The organism is Nitrospira sp., from assembly GCA_029194535.1.
Classification (GTDB): domain Bacteria; phylum Nitrospirota; class Nitrospiria; order Nitrospirales; family Nitrospiraceae; genus Nitrospira_C.
Genome location: JARFXR010000001.1, coordinates 1,846,525 through 1,868,545, shown reverse-complemented (window position 1 = coordinate 1,868,545; position 22,021 = coordinate 1,846,525). Strand labels below are relative to the sequence as shown.

Below are 22,021 nucleotides of genomic sequence, written 5' to 3'. Positions count from 1 at the left end.
CCGTGTGCCCTGGTTATCCCGCACTCTCGAAATGCGAGAGCACAGCCGATGTTTCTAATACTCCTCTGAGTCGATTCTCCAGCTTGACGACCGCCGACACAAAAAGATTGGCTCCCCCTCCTGTGTCCGTCGGCGCCGGCATGAACTGGTCTTTCGAAAGAGTGCGAATCTCCGGAACCGAATCGACCAGCACACCGACTTGCCAGGCACCATGTTTCAACACGACGGCATACCGCAATGCGGCTTCGGTACCCAACCCGAACATCTGACGAAGATCGAGCAGCGGGATCACCGTCCCGCGCAAGTTGGTGACACCGACCAAACCGGAGGGCATGCCAGGAACCGGGGTCACGGACTCCACGACAAAGACCTCCCGCACGTGCTGCAAATCCACCGTAAACAGTTCTCCTCCCAGCGAAATAATCGCGGCTCGCACGCTGAGTGACCCGGACGGCTGAGCAACAGAGGAACGCGCCGGCACGATCCCAGCCGGTGATGGCTCCTGATTCATATTCGTCGAAGAGGAGGACGCCGACATCGGACTACCCGAGCACCCGCTTGACCGCAGCGAGAAGTTCCTCGCCTTTGAACGGCTTCACCACGTGTGCATTGGCTCCCTGCTGTTGCCCCCAGAATTTGTCGCTCTCGTTGCCCTTCGAAGTACAGAGGATGATCGGAATGTTCTTAGTACGATCGTCATTCTTGAGATCTCGGCAGGCTTGAAACCCGTTGCGGCCAGGCATCACAACGTCCATCACGATCAAGTCCGGCTTTTCGTTGATGATCTTTTCTTCCAACTTTTCCGAATTGGGGTACGAGACAACGGTATGATTTGCTCCTTTGAGAAATCCTTCGATAATCTGCAGCTCGGCATACGAATCATCCACCACGACGATCTTGCTCATCTTGCGTTCTCCTTGGTGTTAAATATGATTTGCTGAACGCGATGCGGACATCAGCGGCCCTCAACTCTACTTCAGCGGCAGCACAACGCTGATCGCCCCGGCCAATTCCCCTTCCTTCCAGCCTTCCTTCTTATGACCCGACACGTCTCGTTCGCCCTTCGGCGCGCCGTGACAGCCCAGACAGGAGGCTCCTGCATATTCCGGATCCATCATGCGCAGGACTGGGCGGCCATCGACCATGGTGTTGCGGACGTAGATCTGCCCTTTGGGATGGCGGGGATCGCTGAACATCCGAAGCACTTCCGCTTCGAAATCATCCGGCTTATTGCTGGGATTCCGGTAATCGCTCCCGGTAAGCTTCAACCGCACTCCCGATTTCTTGTAGAACTGTTCTCCGGTCCTTCTGGCGAACACCGCCGGAATAAAGCCCTTGAAAGCGATCCCCTGCTTGTTAATGATCGGCTGAGCCTCGTTGACGACTTCTTTTTCGGCTTCGACGAGAGCAAGATACAGGTTCGATTGCGGCACTACATTGGGAATTCTCAGGTCGATCTTCGTCCGTTTCTTGAACCGATCGATGACTTGGGTCCCCATATAGTCTCCGGTGAATCCCTTGTCCGCCTTAGATGCATCATTGATATTCGCCATCTGTTCCGACACCACTCCGCGGCCGATCTTCACCAGTTCGATCAGATGCTCGGCCACTTCCGCTTCATTTGTCGCCCATGCAGATCCAGCACAGAGGGTGACGGTCGCTGCAGCAAGAAGGCACATAATCCGAATACGGAAACATCTCGGTACCATACCGCCCCTCCTTGATTGGTTCATTCACTCAATGGATTCAGTTGAGAATTCCTGTGTGTTGAACGACACCGACTATGCCGCCGCAATTCTTTCTAGTCAGCCCAGAGAAGCCGGTATTGGCTCACGGCACCTCGGGCCGTTTTGCAAAGACTATGCTTACGGGAGGAGTCTATACTTGCCGAGACAAGGTGAATCGAACACTCCGCATTATCAATCGCTTACATCTCATCATAAGAGAGAGAATCGTGACGGTTCGACACGAGCCGATTCATCCTGTGACAAAATGATGCCAATCTGGCAAAAAATGATCACAGAGGGCTGATCGCGAAACCTCTCATAGAGAAACGTAGCAGACGGTCCCTGGGCGGCGGCTCTCGAGGGAGGAGATTGGACTGGACTGGAGAAGCAGACGAGGAAGCGCCCCCGAGCCTAGCAGTGCAAAGCTCGAAGATCTCAAGTCGGATCAGGGAGGGATGCCCGGCGTCCACGAAGACATCGCTTCAGACCCATCCCGACACAGCGAGTGACGAGGCGCCCGATCATCGATCCGATTTGGGTATGCGTACCGCTGTATTGGATCCTGTGGCGACCACGACTGCTGGCGGCCACCACAACCGCGTCCGTGCCTGTGCCGGTCGCAGAGCCACGTCCAGATGCGCTTGGGATATATCGCCCGAGCAGGACAGCCGTCTTACTCTCCGTAGCTACCTGGACGGCTCCCACCATTGCCGACGCCGTCAACGTCGCATTCGTCACGAGAATGATATTGATCGTGCCGTACGGACTACGCCCGCTCACCCTGAGATCACGCCGTGCCGGTTCGCCGGCCGTAACGGCATTCGCGACTCCGACTGTACAGAAACATTCGACCCAAACCCCATCCTTCGCCTCTCGACGGCGCACCAACCGTGTCATCGGTACGGCCGTCATGAGCCCGACCACTGGCCGATCTACGCCCAACCGGTCGGCCAGCATGCTTAGAAACCGTGCCGGGTCACGCCAATGTGGTGTGGCCTTGGAGGGTTGCCCCTTTCGAGTACCGGTCGCCATCGGGTTCGCGGCCACTTGGTGATTCAGAATGGAGCGCGCTCGGACCAATCCCCCTCCTCCCGGTGCAGACGACAAGACCCGATGCACGCCGTCCAGACGGAGAACCAGCGTGTTCAGCACCACCTGGTGCTTGACCACAAACCGTCCGCGCTTTTTGCTAATCACGGTATGCTCGGCAGCAGTCGTCGCAGGGCAGAAACCATCCGATCGTTCTCCGGTCTCGTACGCACAGCAACCCTGATCGACCATGATGTGAGCCCGGGCACGCGCGAACAGTCTCGGACCAGGATCCCTTTTCGCTTCAACGCCTCGGTCGTACGGTGTGCTCGATGGAGCTCTGGCAGCTCGAGCAGCAGAAAATTTGCCCGAGAGGGAAAAACCCTGAGTCCTGGAATATCGGCCAGGAGTGTCGAGAAACGTTCGCGTTCCCCTTCCATATACGCCAGGGAGCGCCGGACGTATCGCCGATCGTTCATCGCGGTTTCCGCCGCCGCTTGGGCAACACTATTGACCGACCATGGTGGTTGATGTCGGCGCAACGTCTCGGCAATCGAGGGGGCGCAGACTGTGTATCCGATTCTGAGACCGGGCAGGGCGTAGAACTTCGTGAAACTTCTCAACACAATCAATCGAGGGTAACGCCGCACCATAGGAAGCAACGACAGACCCTCACAATATTCCATGAACGTTTCGTCGAGAATCAACCAGACACCGGACTGATCAACCCGTCCGACAAACTCTGCCAACTCATCGGATTCGCATGCCTGACCCGTGGGACTGTTCGGATTGCAGAGAAACACCGCAGAAACGGATCGATCTCGTCGGCCGACCGACCAAATCCATCTCGCGGCTTCATCAAGCGGCGGGCGATAGCCGTCTCGTCTCATCGCCGACACGGCATGCACCCGTGCGTCAGCCAAATTCAATGCAGTGCCGTATTCAGAGAACGTGGGTCCCACAACCAGCGCCGAACGAATGCACAACGCACGAGGAAGGAGATGGATCAGTTCGGTCGATCCGTTTCCGATGACAAAGTGTTGCGGAGACAAGCTCCATCGCAATGCGAGCGCTCGCCTTAGACTCCTGCTGTCTGGATCCGGATAGTGTCTCATCAGACGCTCTTTTTGGTGAAGCAGCATCCGACGAACGTTCAGCGACGGCCCAAGCGGATTGATACTGGCGCTGAAATCAAGGAGTGAAGACGATCTTCGTCCCAACTCAGCTGCTACCGCATGGATATTTCCCCCGTGTTTGTCCGCCGCCCTCAGCGCCACAAGAGCCCCCATGCAGCCGCAAGGCCTAGAAGATAGGCGGTCGTCATCACTCGCTTGGCCTGATCAATGTGCACAGTCGCCAACGGCTCGATCGCGTCGCCGAGAAATGGCCGTTCCTGTGGGATGCCGTGGTAGTAATTGGTGCCTCCGAGCCGAATGCCGAGCGCGCCCGCCATCGAAGCCTCCGGCCTGCCGCTGTTTGGGCTGGGATGTTTGCGTCCGTCCAGCCAGAGCGTGCGGATACTCCGTATGACCGGCGCAGGTCGTCGAAATACCAGCGCGGTTGCTATGACGATTAGCACCGCCGTGATACGCGCGGGAATCCAATTGGCCAGATCATCCAGTCGGGCTGACGCCCAACCGAATTCCCGATACCGCTCGTCACGATGCCCCACCAAGGAATCCAACGTCGAGACCGCTTTGTAGGCCAACGCAAGCGGAGCGCCTCCCAGTATCAGATAGAATAACGGGGCAATGATCCCATCAGCCGCACTTTCTGCGACTGTCTCCACCGTGGCCCTCACGATTTCCGACTCGGATAGATGGTCCGTGTCGCGTCCAACGATCCTGCTCAACGCCGTGCGGGCTTCGTGCCAAGACCGGATCTTCAGCGGGTTACTCACGCTGACGACATGATCGACAAGATCACGCCAAGCAAGCGTGCTGAAAGCCAGCCAGATTCCCAGACCTCGTCCGAGCCAGTCGTGCACGGCTGTTCCCGTCATTATCAACGTCCAGGCCAGGACGAACGTCAGGCTCGGAAGAGTCACCGCCAACAGCACACCCGCCATGTGAAGGGCTCCGGGTTTCCCGCACCACGGCCGTATGGCTCGTTCGAACCCTCGGACCACACGACCCATGCTGCGGACAGGATGTGGCAGCCAACGTGGGTCGCCGACAAGCGCGTCGAGCAGACTAGCCAGCAGAAGGTCTCCCGGTATCACAAAAGACGCCACAGTAGGGGAAACAGGACGAGAAAGCACATTTCTACCGACTCATTGGTCGTCCCAAGCGTATCGCCCGTGATGCCGCCGAAGGCCCGGCGATAACTCCAAGTCAGCAACCGGCTCACTGACGCGCCAACTCCCAAGATGACCAGCGCCGGAAACAGGCCTACGGCCCAGCCCAAGGGACAGGCGGCTACGACGGTCGCCCCGGACACCTGTCGCCACGAAAGATGGGCGAGAAACGGCGAAGCGAGCCCCCCTTCGGCCCTGGCATGAGTCGCTCCGTAGGCCCCGACGACCATGCTCCACCGTCCCACTACGGGCATGCAGAGCAGGGTCGAGAATCGCGCCGCCTCGGGCAGAGTGGCCACCGCCGCACAGCGCAGAATCAGCGAGAGGGCGAGACCCGCCGCGCCGAGGGCACCGATGCGAGGATCCCGCATGATCACCAGTCGGTCGGAGGGAGCGCGGCCACCAGCCAACCCATCAAGCGTGTCGGCGAGCCCATCTTGATGAAGTCCGCGCGTCAACGCCACCAACAGCCCCACACACAGAACCGCAGACACCTCATGGGAAAGCCAGCGTGTTAACAACAGATCCGTCGCAGCGACGACCAAGCCCAGTCCGATCCCGACGAAGGGATACCAGACCATCGAGCCAGCCAGTTCGGCCGGATTTGGGTCATGATGGCGTCGGCTCAGCGGAACGGACGTCAGGAACTGCCACGCGACAATCAAGGTGCGCAGGCTTGCCGTCATGAACCCCGCTCCGAGATGCCCGCCTCGCCGAACGTCGCCATCTCGACTAGAATCTTCACGGCTGCCTGAACGAGGCCCATTCCCAGACAGGCACCGGTCCCTTCTCCCAGTCGCAGTTCCAGATCAAGAAGCGGCTTCAGCTGCAAATGTTCGAGCAGGACGTCATGACCGCGCTCGACCGAGCGATGGGCGGCGATGAGATACTGCTGGCACCGTGGCTGCAACCCGCAAGCAATGAGTGCAGCGGCACCGGCAATAAACCCGTCGAGCACGACCGGGATGCGCGCTGCCGCGCATCCGACAATGAGTCCGGCCAAACCGGCAATCTCGAGTCCTCCGATTTTGGCGAGCACACCCAGCGCATCGGTCGGATCGGGCCGATGGCGCGCCAAGGCCCGTTCAATTACTTCCACCTTGGCCTTACGACCTTGCTCGTCAATTCCTGTCCCTTGCCCGGTCACATGGTCCACCATAGATCCGGTCATCACCGCCGTAATCGCGGCGCTCGCAGTGGTATTTCCGATCCCCATTTCTCCCGTCCCGATCAACCCGACTCCTTCACCGGCCGCGGTAGCGGCCAAGTCCACGCCGATCGCGCAAGCCCTTTCCGCGATATCCCTGGGCATGGCTTCCTCTCTGGCCATGTTTCGAGTTGACCGCATCAGTTTTCGGTCAAGGAGCCCCGGAAGCGGCCCAAACTGATACGCGACACCGACATCGACGACCCGAACCTCTATGCCTTCATGCCGCGCAAGCACGTTGACGCCGGCTCCGCCTCGGAGGAAGTTTCTGACCATTTGAGCCGTCACGTCTCGCGGATACGCACTCACGCCTTCATCCACGACCCCATGGTCCGCAGCCAAGGTGAAGAGGACTCCGCGGGGCACAGAGGGCTTGCGTTCCCCAATCATGGCGCAATACTGCACAGCCAATTCTTCCAGCCGACCCAGGCTTCCCTGAGGCTTCGTCAATCGATCCAGCCGGCGCTGCGTATCGACGGCTGCCGAAGCGTCCACATTTCGTACCGACGCGATGGCTTCTTCAAGCGTCATGGTATCCCTCTATTTCAACCGAACACTGAGTCCGCTCACCACCAGATACGTCTCATCAGCCTCGTTCGCAATCAACTGATTGATTGCGCCAGCCAATTCCCTGAAACGGCGACTGACCGCGTCACCGGGGACAATCCCCATGCCCAACTCATTCGCCACCAACACGATCCGCGCCCCCGTCTGCCGGGCTGCATCAAGAAGATTCTGCACATCCTGAACAATCCGGGCGTCTCGTCTTCCTCGTCCGCATTGATTCGAGAGCCACATGGTCACACAATCCACGACAATAACCCGGTGCTCCCTGCCGTGTTGCTTGACCCATCCGGTCAAGTCCAAGGGCACTTCGGCCGTAATCCACGTCGCCGGCCTGGAGGACCGGTGGCGGGCAATCCGCTCGGTCATTTCTTCGTCCAGGGCTTGACCAGTCGCGACGAAGGCCCGCGAGGCAGTTGGGCTGATTCCCTTCACCGCGAGCCGGAGGGCTGCATCACTCTTTCCGGAGGAGGCTCCACCCAGGATAAACAATACTCGAGAAGACCGCCGTTTGACCTGCCTCCTAGACATGCCCATCGACCAGGCTGTCGATCACGGCCATCGACAGATGTTCCTCGATGAAGTCGGCCCACAGATCCAGTCTGGTATCGAGCGAGAGGCTTCGAGTTTCTGAAACGGGTGCCCATCCTCTTGCTACCCGCAACTCGTTCACCCACCAACGTCGAAACGGTGTCGAGTCGAACAATCCATGGAGATAGGTTCCAAATACACGACCCCCAACAGTTGAAATGCCGTCGATCCGTATTGTCAAATCGTTATCATCATACATTTCAAGAAATGCTGTAAGTGTATCGTCGCCGGATGTTCGCCCCATTCTTACTTGGTACCCGGACAGCGGAAGCCCGCTCTCTACATGACGACCAGATACGGCCTGTACAACTTTCGTGGCCGCGAAGACTGTCTCGACAGGCAAGAGGCCGAGGCCGGCCACCCTCACGTCATCCGATTCCACACGATCCGGGTCGCTGATGACGCGGCCCAGCAATTGGTAGCCGGCACAAATCCCGCCGACGGTTCCCCCCTCGTCCAAGACTCGATGCGCCAGGCGATCGAATCCATTCGCCCGGACAAACCCGAGCGCTTGGACTGTCTGCTTGGAACCTGGGAACAACAACGCATCCAAACGGCGATCGGTTGTCTGATCCAGCGGAACCACTTCCACATCCGCCTCATCTGTCAACGGCTCAAAGTCCGTAGCATTAGAAATAGCAGGCAGATCGACAATACCGATGACGATCCGATCAGGACGGTCGCGCTGTCGAGGCCGACGCCATTTCCAACCCCAGGAATCCTCTTCAGGCAGCTCCAAATCTCCCCAATGGGGCAGTACGCCGGCGCATTGCATTCCCGTGTCACGAATTACCCGGTCAATCCCTTCCGTAAGAAGGCTGGAATCTCCTCGAAACTTGTTGATCGCAAAGGCCTTTAGTAGCCGACGATCCGCTTCGTCAAGCAGGGTCCAGGTCCCCACCAGTGAGGCAAACACCCCACCCCGATCGATATCACCGACCAGCAAAACTCGCGCATCGGCATGCCGGGCCATCGCCATGTTGACGACATCGCACTCTCTCAGATTCACTTCCGCCGGACTGCCTGCTCCTTCGAGCACAAGCAAATCGAAATCCTCCTCCAGACGGGAGAATGCCCGTTGAATGGTCCCCCAATGCCTGCGGCGTATCAGGCCGAAATCCCTGGCGCACAAGGTTCCCGCAACCTCCCCATCCACGACAAGCTGCGCGGATGTCTCGCCGCCTGGCTTGATCAGGACAGGATTGAAGTCCGCGCGCGGAGCCACACGGCAGGCCGCCGCCTGAACCGCCTGAGCACGGCCGATTTCCTTTCCGTCCGGCGTGACGAAGGAATTGTTCGACATGTTCTGCGCCTTGAATGGCGCCACCCGAAGACCCCGGCGGTGATACAAGCGGCAGAGACCCGCCGTGAGCACGGACTTTCCCACGTGAGACGCAGTACCTTGCACCATGAGTCTACGCGCCGCCATGTCTGGCTGTCCCTAGCCGGATTCCTTCGGGTCTCGCTCCCAGAGAAACTCCGGTTCTCCGCGTTGCTTGGCCGCCCATCGAGCCAGCACGAACAAGGCATCGCTCAGGCGATTTAAGAATTTGTTCATCTGCGGATCCACCGTTTCTTCCTTGGCCAGCCGAATGCACACCCGCTCGGCACGTCGACAGATCGTTCTGGCCTGATGCAGCGTGGCTGAGACTTTTCCTCCTCCCGGCAGGATAAATTCCTTGAGCGGAGCGAGATCCTTTTGGCACCGGTCGATCATTCGCTCTAGTTTCACGACATCCTGCGCAGTGATTGTCGGCATGTTCTTGAAGGACTGACCGGGCGCTGTGGCCAGAATGCTGCCAAGATCGAAGAGCTTGTTCTGGATCCAGCGAAGGTCTTCTTCAAGCCGTGTTGCCGAATCCGTCGCCAGAGCCGATTCCTCGTTCATCGCTCGAACAAGACCGACCGATGCGTTCAGCTCATCCACAGTGCCGTAGACCTCTACCCTGAGGCTGTCTTTCCAAACCTGTTGCCCGCCGGCCAGCCTGGTTTGCCCCGCATCTCCCGTCCTGGTATAGACTTTCGTAATGCGCATGCCATGCCTCATTGAGGGCCGGGAGTACGACCGGGCCCCAGCACTCCGCTGATCACCTTCCGAAGACACACTGGACAGAGACAATCCTTGAATTTCCGCTCGATCCAATCCATCTGCTGTTCCGTCACGCCGAGATGCCCGCACCAACAACGGTATTGTCCGCATTCGAATGTCTGACTGCAGGCCTCACACGTCTTGCTGATCGGACCCAGCATGTCGTCCAGCTGAACAACCTCGCGCAGCCGCTCATGCGTGACCAGGGTCCTGGCGGCACCCTACGCGCTCGCCAAGTCCGGCCACATGCCTTCCGCAGCTACAACGGCACGTCAAAATTCACTCGAACCCCACCGAACACCGATCGAATGGGAGTGCCGAAGTACAACACTTCTTCATACTTCTGATTAAAAATATTATCGGCCCGCCCATAAACTTGAATGGTTCTACTGACATTGTAGGTCGCAGAGGCGTTGAAAACGTAGAACGACGGGACCGACAGCTGATTACTCACGTCGCTGAACCGCTGCCCCGCATAGCGGCCTTCCAAATTGGCTCGCAGCGATTCGATCGGTTGATAGCTCAGAATCGTTGACCATTGATTCAAGGGCCACTGCGGTAAGCGCGTATCAGCATTGTTCGTCAAGTTTTCCGTGCTGGTGTACGTATATTGAAACTGTAGATCCAAACTCTTGATTCCCGGTCGATCACGCATGATTTGGAGCTTTGCGCTCGCCTCGATACCCTCGGCTCTGGCTGCACCGATGTTTTGGGCGCAAAATCCAAACGTGGTGAAATTGCACCCGGCCGGATCGAAGACCGACAGGATAAGATTCTGATACCGGTTCCAGAAATAGCCCACACTGAGGACTACTCGATCGTTGAACAGTGATTGGTCTAACGCCACGTCCATGCCCTTGCTCTGTTCAGGCTGTAAGTTAGGGTTGCCGAAATCGGGAAAGAACAACTGATTGACCGTCGGCGCCCGAAATCCAGTCCCATAGCTGCCCCGTAGCTTAGTACCGGTTTCCTTATGCAGATACCCTCCGGTGAAGCGATAGGTCGTCGCACTGCCGAACACGTTATATTCATCCTGCCGGATGCCCGCCGTTCCAAACAACCGATCCCAGAGGTTTAACTTGGCTTCGGCGAATCCCGCATTGCTGCTGATGTTCTTACTCGGTATGGTCGTCGTGCCGGCCAGGGTATCGAAATTCTCTCCGATCTGTTCGCGGAATTGATATCCCGCCGTCAGCGCCAAGGGCTTGGCAATCTGAAAATCGTGCTGCCATTCGATGCGGTTGCTCGTCGTGTTGATTTCTGAGTTAAACGCGAAGGGTACGCCCACAGCCCCGGTCACGAGATTACGCTCGACCGTCCCTGACTGTGAGATCAGACTCTCCGTGGCACGCGCCAAAGTCAGCTTTTGCGACCACCAATTCGTGATGGGCTGCAGATAGCTGCCCGAATAAACAAACTGCTGGCTTTTTGATGTTGCTCCGAGCACATCGGCCGGATCAGAGCCGAACGTGATTGGATTGAACGCAACCCCATCGAAATTGACGATGCTATTCATCCACCGAAAGTTAAAGTCCAATCGCCCGTCCTTCGGAAGATCAACGCCCAGCCGGACGGACCCTTGCCAATTATGGAATCCATCCCGCTCGCTCGCCCCTCGCCGATAGTTGATCGCGGAGAAGCTTGCCGCATCCCAGCGAGTGAGTGTTGCGGCAACATCGAATGCCCCTTTCTTCCCTGAGATGTTCGCACCCTCACGAATCGTCGTAAAGGACCCATACTCGACAAAGGCTCCGATGTTCGGAGTTTCTCGACCTCGCTTCGTGGTAATGTTGATCACCCCGCCCATGGCGTCGGATCCCCACATCATGCCCTGGCTGCCACGCAAAATTTCAATCCGTTCGATGTTGTCGCTCGTCAAATTGGCGAAATCGTACGATCCAAGCGTCGCACTGTTGACGATGGCGCCATCGATCAGCACCAAGGTCTGCTCGGGTGTTCCCCCGCGCATCCGCACACCGACGTTGGTGCCCGGGCCTCCACTTTGGAAGACGGCTAGACCTTGAGCCCACCGTAGCGCCTCCGCAACGGTTCTCACTCTCCGTTGCTCCATCTGTTCGCCAGTCATGATTTCGACCGCGCTGGTCACTTGCTTGATGGGAACTTCCGTCTTTGTGGCGCTGATCACCACCTCGGGAGCTTCAAGGACCGTCGGCCTATCAGTCAGCGTGCCCTCTTCAGTGGCAGCAGCGTGGGCTGTTGGCGGATCCGTTGTCGCAATCTCCTCTGCGAATACCGCGTGAAGGGGAATACACATCCCGAGCGTGAATACCAGCGCTCGAAGTACGAATGAACCGAAACGCGACGACATGACAACCTCCCTTTGACTCGAAGGGTGTTATGGCTTCCGTCAGTTGGGTCTCCTGACTCGCGGCTCATCGCTTCTCTGCACCTTCCCATGGAATGTCATCCACAGTGGCGTATTCGCAAAGTCGCTCCCCGCTTACAGTGGCGGCACCGTGATGGGTTTACACCATCTTCCCCGGCGCTGACGGTTATCCCCTTGTGAATCCCTCCGCACGAATGTGATTCACCCTATTGCTCACTCGGAAAGAGCGGGTGCATCCTCTTTCCGCCTAGTTCACGTGGTCCGCTAGCTATCGAGCAAATCTTTGGAACAAGACCAACGGATCATTCCCTGAAATACTCGACATGATATTCAGTCGAGAGAGGGGCCATAGCATTGAAGTCCCAGTCAAAGGTTAAGACGGCGGAACGCGCTGACGCATGTGAAAGAACCCTCTTCCCATTCTTGACCACGAGACTTGGAGCCCTTCCAAAGTCGAGCGTCTTCTCGCCTCCCGTTCGATTACAGACGAATAACGGAAGATCGGTTTCCTTTGTCCGTTCCTCCCACTCACCGCTCGGACCATGGATTCCTGGTCCCCAGGATGCCGGCGAAATGAGCAATTGTGCTCCTCCGATCTTGAGAGCATCCGTGAGATTTCGCGTATACACGTCGCTGCAGATCAGGACACCAACCTTGACACCGTCGCACTCTATGGGAGCAATGCTCTCGCCGGGAGTAGACCAGGACAGAGAATCGCTCTTGACGTTGATCTTTCGATGTTTGCCAATAATCTGACCTGCCGGGTCAATGACGAACACGGAGTTGTACAGCTTCCGTCCCTCTCGTTCCGGACAGGACAAAAACACCGTCCGCTTCAGCTCTCTCACGAGGTGACAGAAACGCGCCGTCCATTGGTCCGGTTGTGGCTGAATCCAGTCGGTCCCGATGGCCTGTGGAAACTGCAGTCCGCAGACGGCAAGCTCAGGCGTCACAATCCACTGCGCACCGGCCCGGGCTGCATGTTTCACGGCCTCGACAATCACGGACCGATCGCGTTGAACATCTCCCGGTGCTACGCGGAGATGGAGCAAGGCAATCTTTCCGAACCTCATCCGCATCCGCCTACATCACCATATTGCGACTTGGCAGCGTCACACGGGGCAGTCCTGAAAGCGGATGGGGATCCACAAGGACTCGGCACCGATACACGCTTTCCAACACGTCCCGCTGAATGACCTCAGTCGGGGAGCCGAGCCGAACGACTCGCCCCTGATCCAAGAGCAGCACCCGGTCGCAATACTGACTGGCCAAATTTAAGTCATGAGACACCAAGACGAGAGTCAGGCCACGCGCCCGCTTGAGCCGGAGCAACAGGGCACAAATCTCGATCTGGTGTTGAAGGTCAAGAAAGGCAGTGGGTTCATCGAGCAAGAGCACTCGCGGATCTTGGGCGAGCGATCGAGCGATCACCGCACGCTGTCGTTCCCCGCCAGACAATTCCGTCACCGGACGTGTGGCCAGCTTCCAAACATCCATGGTCACCATCGCCTGCCGCGCAATGGTGCGATCGTCCTGGCTATCCCACCCAAATCCCAGATGCCACGGCCTTCGGTGCCGATGAGGGAATCGTCCCATGAGGACCGTTTCGGCCACGGTGAAAGGGAAGCTCTGAGACGTATCCTGCGGAACAAATGCGACGTCTCGAGCGACATCGTCCTGCCTCAGTTTAGAGAGGAGGTTCCCGAAGAGCGTGATGGTTCCTTGTTGCTGCGGAACGATCTTCGCCAGCAGCTTCAGCAACGATGTCTTGCCTGATCCATTCGGGCCGACAATGGCAAGCATCTCTCCAGGCTCCACAAGAAAGCTGACGTCTTGCAAGGTCCAGCGAGGAGCGTCCGAATCGCGACGTCCGTAGTGAAATCGCACATTGCGAAGATGATAGACATGGAGTGGCTCGTCCTTGACAGACTCCGCTCGATCACCGCTGAAATCTCGTTCGACAGGAACCGTCACAACATTCGATCCTTTCGCCGGATGAGGAGAGAGACAAAGAACGGTCCGCCCACCAGCGCCGTCATGATTCCCACCGGTAGCTCGGATGGCAAAAGAACGGTGCGGGCGAAGGTATCAGCGACCATCAAGAACGTCCCGCCGACCAACGCCGCGGCCGGCATCACGAGGCGGTGGTCGGCTCCGACGATGAGACGCACCACATGGGGGACGACCATGCCGATGAAGCCCACCATTCCGCTGACGGAAACGACCGCTCCGGTCATCAGTGCCGAAACCAGAAAAATGTGTCGCTTGGTCCGTTCCGTATCAATCCCCAGCGACCGTGCCTGTTCATCACCGAATGCCACGATGTTCAGCACCCTGGCCTGTTTGAGTAGGAAACCGAGACAGACAAGTACGTAAAGGGAAAACACCAGCAATGTAGGAATGGCGGGAGCCGTAAGCGACCCCATGAGCCAGATCATCATGCCGAAGGAGCGGTTGGGGTCCATAATTGAGGTAATAAACATGATGAGGGCCGATAGGACGGCGTTGAGTATGACGCCGGCCAGTAAGACGCTGTAGATCGGCAATCGGCCATCGCTTGCCGCGATCTGATAAATCACCAGCAACGCCACGAGGCTACCGGCGAACCCGCAGAGCGGTAAGACGACGACCGGTAATATGGTCGAGCCCACTCCGAACAGGACAGCGACGGATACACCGAGGGCCGCCCCACTCGACACACCGAGCACGTAGGGATCGGCCAATGGATTGCGCAGCAGCGCCTGCACAGCAACCCCAACAGTCGCCAGACAGCCACCAACGAGGAATCCCAACACGACTCTCGGCAAACGGACATACAGCAGGATCGTTGTCACAGTGTCGAGATCGCCGGCAGCATCGCCGCTTTCTCCAGGCGCCAGAAAGAGGAGACGCAACATGTCGTGTACTCCGACGAATCGTGCTCCGAACTGGAGGCACACGATCGCGGAGAGGACGGCCGAAGCCGAGAGAACGGCGATGATCGTGATCCAGCGTCCCGTGCCCACCGTGGACTTTCGAAACACCTCGTCATCGGCGAGGTCAAATGGCAGCATTTTCGGTTCTGGCAATGAGGTAGGAATGCCGGCCGATGAGGAAGGTACAGAAGGATCTGATGGCAATATCATGGCGAGGGATGGGCTTCGTCTGAGAGGTACGCCTCGGGGTGAATGGCTCGAGCGAGGAGATCCAGTCCTTCCACCACACGAGGCCCGGGACGATTGAGGGCATCTGATGACACTTCGAGGAGCTGTCGGTTCCGAACGGCCGACAGGCTTTTCCAACGGTTCCATTCGTCCTGCTCACTCTTCGGAATACTCTCGACGGATCCGACGGGAAAAATGAGGACCTCCGGGTCTTCCTGCAACACCGTTTCCAGACTGAGACTTGGATAGGGAGACTCGCTGCTTCGTGCCACATTGATCCCACCTGCTAGCCCGATCATGTGATGGATGTAACTTCCCGGTCCCACGGTGATCAGCGGATGACTATTGAGTACATAGAGCACGCGCTTTTCTTTCGAGGTTGCGACCCGTTTCGTCACTCGGGCCATACGATCCCGCATGGTCCCCGTGATCGCATCGGACATCTTCACCTTGTTGAATATTTTTCCCAGGCTCTGGATCTGCATCAGGATATCGCCGATCGTCTTCGCCTCAACGAGGAAGACGGGAATTCTCAGCTCTTCCAGCTTGGCCAGTATGTCGGCACGGAGAAACTCCTGCGGCGCCACAATCATATCGGGTCGAAGCGCGACCAGCGTTTCAATATTGGGACGAGCATATCCGATCTTTGGTTTGGACAAGGCGGCCGATGGATAGTTGCAAAGCTCCGTGACGCCGACAATCTGCTCATCAAGCCCCAGGGCGAACAGCATTTCCGTGATGCTCGGGGCGAGCGACACAACCCGTGTAGGCGGCTTCGCAATGTAGAGTTTTCTTCCGGCATCGTCCACGAATGTCCGTGGCATGATATTGGCCATGAATGGCATTCCGGTGAGAATGCCCTGCTGTCGACGCTTCACAACGGAACTCCCATAGGCTTCGCTCAGACCATCGTCCGAGACGGACACCACAATGAGGATGCTCAGGCATCCAAGGACATAGCCTCGAAACGACGGGGTGCGATTGCTCCGCACGTTCCGACCGAGCCTCAACATCCGATGGAGAACCGGACGAATCCACCGGAGTGTCACAGCCGAATGAACTGGACGCAGGAAGCGGATCAATGTGCGGAAAATAAAAAATCCTCAAGGCCTAGTGACGACCCTGAGGATTGCACCCGCTTCTTCATCCTCGCCCGTTCCCCAGCCCACGAGAGAACAGTTGGTACTCCTCCAAGCAGGTCTTCTGGCTTATGGTTCACCCTACTCCCCACGCCTTCCCATCCAAATGAGTTGGACAGTGGTTTTCGCGGGTTTCGTCCCCACTGACAGCGGCGGGACCGCGAGGGATTTGCACCCTCTTCCCTTACCTGAAGGTTATGTGAGGGGGCACTCTAGGAGAGAGGGACAAAACTTGTCAAGTTCAATATTGTCCGCATTGTGAACGGCAATTCCCACAGCCTCTAGCCGACAGAGGAAGGCACGCTGAAACAGCTAACAACCTGGGCAATTCGTAGCGGATGTGGTCGGGCATGGGCTTTGCTGCACTTCGGAATGCTACCGGAATCCGCTTAGAACCTCTCTCTCAGTAGGCGGCCATGAAACACCTGATCATTGCGCTGGCGACCCTCTGGATTCTGTTCCAAGTCACGTCATTGATTGGTCTCTCGAACAATCCATCCGGCGTCTCCCCGCTGGCCCACTTGGCCGAGCCTCCTGCCGTCCGGCTTACCGATCCCTATCGCAATGCCTACTTCTTCCTGCTGGGACTGACCTCCTCCCCTACGCTCGATCCTGGGAAAGTCGGCTATGAGCTCTGGGTCGAAGCGCGCGAGATGTCGGACGGTCGCCGATTCGACTATGACAAACCGGGACGACTCGACCTCCAGGTCGCGCTCCCGCTTGGACAAGCATTTCCCCTCTGGGATGCGGAGGATCCGGTCAATGCATTTCGCGACAAGAGCACCCCGGTCAAGACCTGGACTTCGCAACACGGTCTTCTTCTGACACGGTACGATCACTGCCTGCAAATGTTGTTCGAGGATCGCGGGTTCGGCCAGCGCGCGACGCCGAGGTTCACAGAGACGATGCTCGCCCATCGATTGTACGTTGCCGACGGATTCTCACGGTCCTCGGCTGTCGGGTTGGACCGCTTGACCAAAGAGCTGGTGTTTTGGCGAATGGTGCTTCGCGAGGCGACGACGCCCGACATGACGGTCGCCGCTCAATTCGTCGTTCAAGACGACGCGAAATTGATTTCGAGAATGGTTTCACGATCTGTCGTAGATAAGGCGTTTCTAGTCACCGCCTTGCAACTCATGGTTCCGCTGACCTCGTCAGAATATTCCCTCCGGTGGCCGATTCGACACCAGTTGGCGGTCGCGGGCCGAGAGGCGCAAAGTCGTCCCGCCCCCGCAAAGGATTCGACGATTGTGAGCAATCCCGAACGTGATTGGCTTATTGCCACGGCACAGCTTCCGGACAGTGCTTTTGCGAAAATTGAACATCCCCGGCCTTCGTCTGTTCTTGGCCATTCCTTCGGCACTCGACAGACGGACGAAATATATGCGGGATACTATGAAGCAATCATGAAGGCCTCAGGAACCGGAGAGGGATCGCTGCCTGCCTTACACCAGACTTCCGGCAATGTTCACCGCGGATTTTTGGAGAGCATGTTGAATCCCGCGCCGCCCGAGCCGGACTGGAATATTTTTCGCCATCAATTGATGGAAACCGACGCCCGGCTCCGTCTCGCATCACTCCAAATCAAATTGCGACGTCCGAGCGGCACGATCGCGGTACCGACCAGACTCGCCGAGGTCGGCTCGCAGTACTTCGACCCGTTCACGGGATTGCCGATGCTGTGGAGTCAGACTCAGCAAAAAATCTACAGCGTCGGGAAAGATCGGCTTGACGACGGAGCGGACGCATCGTTTGACATCACGGCTCCTGCGCTCGTTGGTCCGGCACCCCGAACCGCCACGGGTAAGGGCGCTCAGCTGTAACGGGGCCGCTATCGTCCACCCCGCCCTGATTCGATCCCGGCCAACAGCGACCTGTCCAAAACTCCACCTCCCGTCCAGGCTTGTCACATCCATGGGCTCTGTGGTAGATTTTCACGTCTCTGATCACCTTGACCTAGCCTAAGGAGCCTCCCGTGGCATTCGCCTGCGATATCTGCCTGAAGCGGCATCAGACCGGTCACAACGTCAGTCATGCGAACAACAAGACCAAGCGCTCGTTCAATCCCAATCTGCAACGGGTGCGGGCCATCGTCGATGGTTCCGCGAAACGGATTCGTGTCTGTACGCGTTGTTTACGGAGCGGATTGGTCAAAAAGGCCGTCTAGCCGACCGGTCGTGCGGTAAAAATCCTCTGAGAGTTTCCCTCCAGTCCCAGACGTCACGTCGACTTCGGTTTGGCATTCTCAGGCTGTATTCTCCACCCTCGCTAAGGGGCGGACCAGAGCACGCGGCCGGAACGATCGCTGAGCTTGATGGCGAGCGGCTCGTCGGGCGACAGGGCCAATTTCTTGTTCCCATCTCTGCTGGTCAGGATAAATCCCACTTCCCCCTGAGGGTCGAGCCCTAGGCCGGCCCGCGCCTTGCCGTTTTGATCCAACAGGAGAAACTCCTCGGCGTTGATGCCCTTGGCCTTTTCGGCGCCCGCGCTGCTCACCTCGAAGATCATACCGCCCAAAGCCGCACCCATCGCGTTTCCCAAGAAAACCGCTGCAAGCAAGAGAGCGTATTGACTTCGAGTCACGGCAGATCCTTTCTGTAAAAGAGATGGGATACCGGCGGTGGGACATAGTTGAATTTGATCATTGGAACTGAGCAGGTAGTGAAGGTCTGAACGCGAGGGCCCGCAGCACTTGAGGTATCGATCCGCTCAGCGCAATTACGATAAAGCGCAGAGTCCACCCGCGATAGGGTCAATCAGTAAACCAGTCAGAGGAGGTGTTTAACCCATCGCAAAGATCTACCGACAGGCGCCACGTCGAGCAAGCTTTGTTTGGAGCGGGCGATGGGATTTGAACCCACGACAACTAGCTTGGGAAGCTAGGACTCTACCACTGAGCTACGCCCGCCCTTGGAACGGATCCTACGCCGCTCCGGCGATTCAAGTCAAGAACGCCGCCTCTACGACAGCACCTCGATCAGCGCAAATTTCCTTTTTCCTACTTTAACCCGGTAGGTGGTCCCAGGATTGAGCGTCAGCACGGTATTCGCATCGCTCTGCTTGAGTCCCTCCACCTCGATCCCTCCTTGAATGATGAGCCGGCGCACCTCGCTTTTGCTCGCCAGCAACCGCGTCATGGAGACAAGATCGACAAGACCGATCGTCCCGTCCTCGTTCAGATCCTCTTTGGTCACCTTGAGACGCACATCCGGTTCACTGGGAAACTCCCGATCCTGAAATTTCGCCTGGAACGATTCTCGAGCGGCGCGGCCAGCCTCCTCTCCGTGGTAGAGCGCAACGATATACTGCGCCAGGCTCTGTTTGGCCTCCATCGGATGCGACATCTTGACCGCGGCCAGATCTTCGGTAGTCAGCACGTCATAGTACCGGATCATGAGTTCGTCGCTGACCGACATGATCTTCCCGAACATCTCCCCTGGTGGATCTTCCAGTCCCACATAGTTGCCGAGACTCTTGCTCATCTTCTTGCCACCGGAGACTCCCTCCAGCAGCGGCATCGTAAGCACGGCTTGTGGCTCTTGACCATAGTCACGCTGCAGGTCACGGCCGACGAGCAGATTGAATTTCTGATCGGTCCCCCCCAACTCCACGTCGGCCTTAAGGACGACCGAGTCGTATCCTTGGACAAGCGGGTAGAGAAATTCATGAACACTAATAGGTTTCTGCTCCTGATAGCGCTTCTGAAAATCGTCTCGTTCCATCATCCGGGCAACGCGATAATGCGCGGCGAGTTCGACCAATTCTGCGGCGGTCATCGCACCCATCCATCGACTGTTGAATTCGATGGTCGTCTTCTTGGGATTCAAGAGCTTGAAGATTTGCCTTTCGTAGGTCGCAGCATTGGCCAGAACCTGGTCTCTGGTGAGCGCTTTTCTGGTTTCAGATACGCCCGTGGGATCTCCGATCATCCCCGTAAAGTCGCCGATCAAGAAAATCACTTCGTGTCCGAGATCCTGGAAATGCTTCAACTTGTGAATCAGGACGGTATGCCCGAGATGCAGATCTGGCGCGGTCGGGTCGAAGCCGGCTTTCACCCGCAATGGCCGATTGGCGGCCAGCGCACGGCTGAGCTTGGACTCCAATTCGGCCTGCTGAATCACTTCGACCGTCCCGCGAAGAATCAGATCGAGTTGCCGTGCCAGTTCACTCATGCAGAAATCTTTCCATCCCCTTCCGGTTTCCGGACCGTCACCTGGACCAGATTCTTGATCTTGTCGAACTTCTTCTTTCCGATGCCTTTCACGTCGCGCAGGTCCTCGACGCGGCTAAAGGAGCCGACATCCTGCCGATACTTCACAATCCGGCCGGCCAGAACCGCTCCGATGCCGGGAAGCAACTCCAAATCCTTCTCCGTCGCCCGGTTCAGATCAACCTTCCCGGCCACTTTCGGCACCGAGGACCGCTTCATCGATTCGGCGGTTTGTCCAATCGGGCCTGGAATCGGACCCGCGTCGGCAGGTCCTTCGGCGTGGAGCGCTGGGGCAACCTCTTTCGACAGCGCAAGCACGCTGTCGGATTCCGGCTGCGGGACGGCCCATCCGATCCAAAAGATCACGCCCATGGTGAGCGCGACCATTACCACTTTGACCAACAATGAGACAATCATCAACTCGCCCGATTTCGGACCTGATAAATGGCTCCGCGCACCGACTCGTCTGCCGCTTCCAGCACTCCTTCTGCCATCGTCGGATGAGCGTGGATCATGTCGGCAACCTGAATCACAGCTGCGCCAACCTCCATGGCCAACGCCGCTTCACGGATGAGATCCGCGGCATGGGATCGGATCTTGTCGTCGAGTTTCACGACGGCCGATGGCGCCTTGCTCGGAATTCAGCCCCAAATTCAGACATACTCCGCCGAGCGCCTGAGCCTCCACGACGGTCACTCGAGCGCCGAGCTGAGCGGCTCGCATTGCGGCAACGTACCCTCCAGGGCCGGCGCCGAGGTTCACGATGCGCTTGGACATGAGAGAAAACTTAGTGCTTCTGGCTTGCGAGATATGATTCGTACTGGGACGAGGTCATCAGCTTCTCGACGTCATCCGGCTCCGAGAGGTGCACGACGATCAACCACCCTTTGCCGTACGGATCACTGTTGACCAGCTCGGGATGATCCTTCAGGTCGACGTTGACCTGGGCAATGGTCCCGCTTACCGGCGTGTAGATCGTCGAAGTTGTCTTGGTCGACTCGACTTCGCCGATCTGCTGGCCGGCGGTGATCACCGTTCCGGCTTTCGGCAGATCGACAAATACGATGTCGCCGAGGGCATCCTGTGCAAAATGGCTGATCCCAACTGTAGCCTCGGTCCCTTTCACGCGAACCCATTCATGCTCTTTATGGTATCGAAGCTCGGACGGTATCATGGGCGGCAGGGTCCGGTTACTCCATTACATTCATTTCGGGGAAAAAATAGGCGATTTCCACGCTGGCCGTATCGGGCGAATCGGACCCATGTACCGCATTGTTTTCAATGTTCGACCCGTGTTTCGCGCGAATCGTGCCCTTTTCGGCCTTCGCCGGATCTGTCGCGCCCATGAGATCGCGATTCTTCTTGATGGCATTCTCGCCCTTCAACACCAACACCACGACGGGACCGGACGACATGAACGTACACAGACTGTCGAAGAAGGGTCTGGCCCGGTGCACAGCATAGAATCCTTCCGCTGTCGCTTTGCCCATGACCAGCATCCGCACGGCGACCGGCCGCAACCCGGCTTGCTCATACTGCGAGATGATGTCCCCGATCACGTGTTTTTTGACCGCATCAGGCTTGATGATTGCCAGCGTTCGCTCACTCATTGTAAAACGTCTTCCTCCAATTCTGATACGCGTCTCATCAGTGGCAAGGCCGAAAATTTCTGGGCCATT

At 57.6% G+C, this 22,021-nt stretch carries 24 protein-coding genes, 1 tRNA gene and 2 riboswitches; of the genes, 2 read left to right on the top strand and 23 right to left on the bottom strand.

Translation table 11 applies throughout. The features are described from left to right. Positions 1-13 precede the first annotated feature (13 nt). The 16 genes from P0111_08595 to P0111_08520 form a co-directional block, all read right to left on the bottom strand. Positions 14-436, bottom strand: a complete 423-nt coding sequence (locus P0111_08595) for a chemotaxis protein CheW (GenBank protein MDF0644076.1) — start codon at positions 434-436, stop codon at positions 14-16. A gap of 106 nt (positions 437-542) precedes the next feature. After that, on the bottom strand, positions 543-905 hold the full coding sequence (locus tag P0111_08590; protein ID MDF0644075.1) for a response regulator: 363 nt from the start codon (positions 903-905) through the stop codon (positions 543-545). Between the two features lie 66 nt (positions 906-971). Then, positions 972-1,709 (bottom strand): DUF3365 domain-containing protein, encoded by a 738-nt coding sequence (locus P0111_08585; GenBank protein MDF0644074.1) that lies wholly within the window; start codon positions 1,707-1,709, stop codon positions 972-974. 453 nt (positions 1,710-2,162) lie between these two features. Then, entirely contained in the window at positions 2,163-2,924 is a 762-nt protein-coding gene (locus P0111_08580; protein MDF0644073.1) for an adenosylcobinamide amidohydrolase, read from the bottom strand. Then, positions 2,921-4,045 (bottom strand): threonine-phosphate decarboxylase CobD, encoded by a 1,125-nt coding sequence (gene cobD / locus P0111_08575; protein ID MDF0644072.1) that lies wholly within the window; start codon positions 4,043-4,045, stop codon positions 2,921-2,923. The genes P0111_08580 and cobD overlap by 4 nt, the downstream gene beginning before the upstream one ends. Then, positions 4,024-4,977, bottom strand: a complete 954-nt coding sequence (gene cbiB / locus P0111_08570) for an adenosylcobinamide-phosphate synthase CbiB (protein MDF0644071.1) — start codon at positions 4,975-4,977, stop codon at positions 4,024-4,026. Before cbiB ends, cobD begins: the two co-directional genes overlap by 22 nt. Continuing rightward, a complete protein-coding gene (cobS, locus tag P0111_08565) occupies positions 4,974-5,738 on the bottom strand; it encodes an adenosylcobinamide-GDP ribazoletransferase (GenBank protein ID MDF0644070.1) in 765 nt (254 codons plus the stop codon). The genes cbiB and cobS overlap by 4 nt, the downstream gene beginning before the upstream one ends. Continuing rightward, positions 5,735-6,790 (bottom strand): nicotinate-nucleotide--dimethylbenzimidazole phosphoribosyltransferase, encoded by a 1,056-nt coding sequence (gene cobT, locus P0111_08560; GenBank protein MDF0644069.1) that lies wholly within the window; start codon positions 6,788-6,790, stop codon positions 5,735-5,737. Before cobT ends, cobS begins: the two co-directional genes overlap by 4 nt. A 9-nt stretch (positions 6,791-6,799) precedes the next feature. After that, on the bottom strand, positions 6,800-7,354 hold the full coding sequence (cobU, locus tag P0111_08555) for a bifunctional adenosylcobinamide kinase/adenosylcobinamide-phosphate guanylyltransferase (protein MDF0644068.1): 555 nt from the start codon (positions 7,352-7,354) through the stop codon (positions 6,800-6,802). Continuing rightward, entirely contained in the window at positions 7,347-8,843 is a 1,497-nt protein-coding gene (locus P0111_08550) for a cobyric acid synthase (GenBank protein MDF0644067.1), read from the bottom strand. The genes cobU and P0111_08550 overlap by 8 nt, the downstream gene beginning before the upstream one ends. A 12-nt stretch (positions 8,844-8,855) precedes the next feature. After that, positions 8,856-9,449 (bottom strand): cob(I)yrinic acid a,c-diamide adenosyltransferase, encoded by a 594-nt coding sequence (locus tag P0111_08545; GenBank protein ID MDF0644066.1) that lies wholly within the window; start codon positions 9,447-9,449, stop codon positions 8,856-8,858. A 313-nt stretch (positions 9,450-9,762) separates the two neighbouring features. Next, the gene (locus tag P0111_08540) at positions 9,763-11,832 is read right to left on the bottom strand and encodes a TonB-dependent receptor (GenBank protein MDF0644065.1); all 2,070 of its coding nucleotides are present in this window, start codon (positions 11,830-11,832) and stop codon (positions 9,763-9,765) included. A 45-nt stretch (positions 11,833-11,877) separates the two neighbouring features. Beyond that, positions 11,878-12,005, bottom strand: a riboswitch (cobalamin riboswitch). 147 nt (positions 12,006-12,152) lie between these two features. Continuing rightward, complete coding sequence (locus tag P0111_08535) at positions 12,153-12,923, bottom strand: carbon-nitrogen hydrolase family protein (GenBank protein MDF0644064.1); 771 nt, start codon at positions 12,921-12,923, stop codon at positions 12,153-12,155. A gap of 10 nt (positions 12,924-12,933) precedes the next feature. Continuing rightward, positions 12,934-13,824, bottom strand: coding sequence for an ABC transporter ATP-binding protein (locus tag P0111_08530; protein ID MDF0644063.1), 891 nt, complete (start codon positions 13,822-13,824; stop codon positions 12,934-12,936). Beyond that, positions 13,821-14,903 (bottom strand): iron ABC transporter permease, encoded by a 1,083-nt coding sequence (locus tag P0111_08525; protein MDF0644062.1) that lies wholly within the window; start codon positions 14,901-14,903, stop codon positions 13,821-13,823. Before P0111_08525 ends, P0111_08530 begins: the two co-directional genes overlap by 4 nt. 68 nt (positions 14,904-14,971) lie before the next feature. Beyond that, the gene (locus P0111_08520; protein MDF0644061.1) at positions 14,972-15,985 is read right to left on the bottom strand and encodes a cobalamin-binding protein; all 1,014 of its coding nucleotides are present in this window, start codon (positions 15,983-15,985) and stop codon (positions 14,972-14,974) included. 183 nt (positions 15,986-16,168) lie between these two features. Beyond that, positions 16,169-16,362, bottom strand: a riboswitch (cobalamin riboswitch). Between the two features lie 186 nt (positions 16,363-16,548). Between P0111_08520 and P0111_08515 the strand changes: the two genes are divergently transcribed. Together P0111_08515 and rpmB are read left to right on the top strand one after the other, a co-directional pair. Then, positions 16,549-17,955, top strand: coding sequence for a hypothetical protein (locus tag P0111_08515; protein ID MDF0644060.1), 1,407 nt, complete (start codon positions 16,549-16,551; stop codon positions 17,953-17,955). A 152-nt stretch (positions 17,956-18,107) separates the two neighbouring features. Then, the gene (gene rpmB / locus P0111_08510; GenBank protein MDF0644059.1) at positions 18,108-18,299 is read left to right on the top strand and encodes a 50S ribosomal protein L28; all 192 of its coding nucleotides are present in this window, start codon (positions 18,108-18,110) and stop codon (positions 18,297-18,299) included. A gap of 101 nt (positions 18,300-18,400) precedes the next feature. Here the strand turns inward: rpmB and P0111_08505 are convergent, their stop codons facing one another. From P0111_08505 to ndk, 7 genes are all read right to left on the bottom strand, one after another. Beyond that, positions 18,401-18,715 carry a hypothetical protein gene (locus P0111_08505; GenBank protein MDF0644058.1) on the bottom strand — a complete coding sequence of 105 codons (315 nt, stop codon included), beginning with the start codon at positions 18,713-18,715 and terminating at the stop codon, positions 18,401-18,403. Positions 18,716-18,965: 250 nt separating this feature from the next. Further along, positions 18,966-19,040: transfer RNA gene (locus tag P0111_08500), tRNA-Gly, on the bottom strand. Between the two features lie 52 nt (positions 19,041-19,092). Next, positions 19,093-20,304 carry a tyrosine--tRNA ligase gene (gene tyrS, locus P0111_08495; protein MDF0644057.1) on the bottom strand — a complete coding sequence of 404 codons (1,212 nt, stop codon included), beginning with the start codon at positions 20,302-20,304 and terminating at the stop codon, positions 19,093-19,095. Then, positions 20,301-20,759, bottom strand: coding sequence for a helix-hairpin-helix domain-containing protein (locus P0111_08490; GenBank protein MDF0644056.1), 459 nt, complete (start codon positions 20,757-20,759; stop codon positions 20,301-20,303). The genes tyrS and P0111_08490 overlap by 4 nt, the downstream gene beginning before the upstream one ends. Further along, on the bottom strand, positions 20,759-20,956 hold the full coding sequence (locus P0111_08485) for a hypothetical protein (GenBank protein MDF0644055.1): 198 nt from the start codon (positions 20,954-20,956) through the stop codon (positions 20,759-20,761). Before P0111_08485 ends, P0111_08490 begins: the two co-directional genes overlap by 1 nt. 173 nt (positions 20,957-21,129) lie before the next feature. Next, complete coding sequence (gcvH, locus tag P0111_08480) at positions 21,130-21,516, bottom strand: glycine cleavage system protein GcvH (GenBank protein ID MDF0644054.1); 387 nt, start codon at positions 21,514-21,516, stop codon at positions 21,130-21,132. Positions 21,517-21,532: 16 nt separating this feature from the next. Then, the gene (ndk, locus tag P0111_08475; protein MDF0644053.1) at positions 21,533-21,952 is read right to left on the bottom strand and encodes a nucleoside-diphosphate kinase; all 420 of its coding nucleotides are present in this window, start codon (positions 21,950-21,952) and stop codon (positions 21,533-21,535) included. Between the last annotated feature and the right edge of the window lie 69 nt (positions 21,953-22,021).

Excerpts from the sequence above, each read along its gene's own strand:
- P0111_08590 (MDF0644075.1), bottom strand. The coding sequence starts at position 905 with ATGAGCAAGATCGTCGTGGTGGATGATTCGTATGCCGAGCTGCAGATT.
- P0111_08585 (MDF0644074.1), bottom strand. The coding sequence starts at position 1,709 with ATGGTACCGAGATGTTTCCGTATTCGGATTATGTGCCTTCTTGCTGCA.
- cobD (MDF0644072.1), bottom strand. The coding sequence starts at position 4,045 with ATGGGGGCTCTTGTGGCGCTGAGGGCGGCGGACAAACACGGGGGAAAT.
- cobS (MDF0644070.1), bottom strand. The coding sequence starts at position 5,738 with ATGACGGCAAGCCTGCGCACCTTGATTGTCGCGTGGCAGTTCCTGACG.
- cobT (MDF0644069.1), bottom strand. The coding sequence starts at position 6,790 with ATGACGCTTGAAGAAGCCATCGCGTCGGTACGAAATGTGGACGCTTCG.
- cobU (MDF0644068.1), bottom strand. The coding sequence starts at position 7,354 with ATGTCTAGGAGGCAGGTCAAACGGCGGTCTTCTCGAGTATTGTTTATC.
- P0111_08550 (MDF0644067.1), bottom strand. The coding sequence starts at position 8,843 with ATGGCGGCGCGTAGACTCATGGTGCAAGGTACTGCGTCTCACGTGGGA.
- P0111_08545 (MDF0644066.1), bottom strand. The coding sequence starts at position 9,449 with ATGCGCATTACGAAAGTCTATACCAGGACGGGAGATGCGGGGCAAACC.
- P0111_08540 (MDF0644065.1), bottom strand. The coding sequence starts at position 11,832 with ATGTCGTCGCGTTTCGGTTCATTCGTACTTCGAGCGCTGGTATTCACG.
- P0111_08535 (MDF0644064.1), bottom strand. The coding sequence starts at position 12,923 with ATGAGGTTCGGAAAGATTGCCTTGCTCCATCTCCGCGTAGCACCGGGA.
- P0111_08525 (MDF0644062.1), bottom strand. The coding sequence starts at position 14,903 with ATGCTGCCATTTGACCTCGCCGATGACGAGGTGTTTCGAAAGTCCACG.
- P0111_08515 (MDF0644060.1), top strand. The coding sequence starts at position 16,549 with ATGAAACACCTGATCATTGCGCTGGCGACCCTCTGGATTCTGTTCCAA.
- tyrS (MDF0644057.1), bottom strand. The coding sequence starts at position 20,304 with ATGAGTGAACTGGCACGGCAACTCGATCTGATTCTTCGCGGGACGGTC.
- P0111_08490 (MDF0644056.1), bottom strand. The coding sequence starts at position 20,759 with ATGATTGTCTCATTGTTGGTCAAAGTGGTAATGGTCGCGCTCACCATG.
- gcvH (MDF0644054.1), bottom strand. The coding sequence starts at position 21,516 with ATGATACCGTCCGAGCTTCGATACCATAAAGAGCATGAATGGGTTCGC.
- ndk (MDF0644053.1), bottom strand. The coding sequence starts at position 21,952 with ATGAGTGAGCGAACGCTGGCAATCATCAAGCCTGATGCGGTCAAAAAA.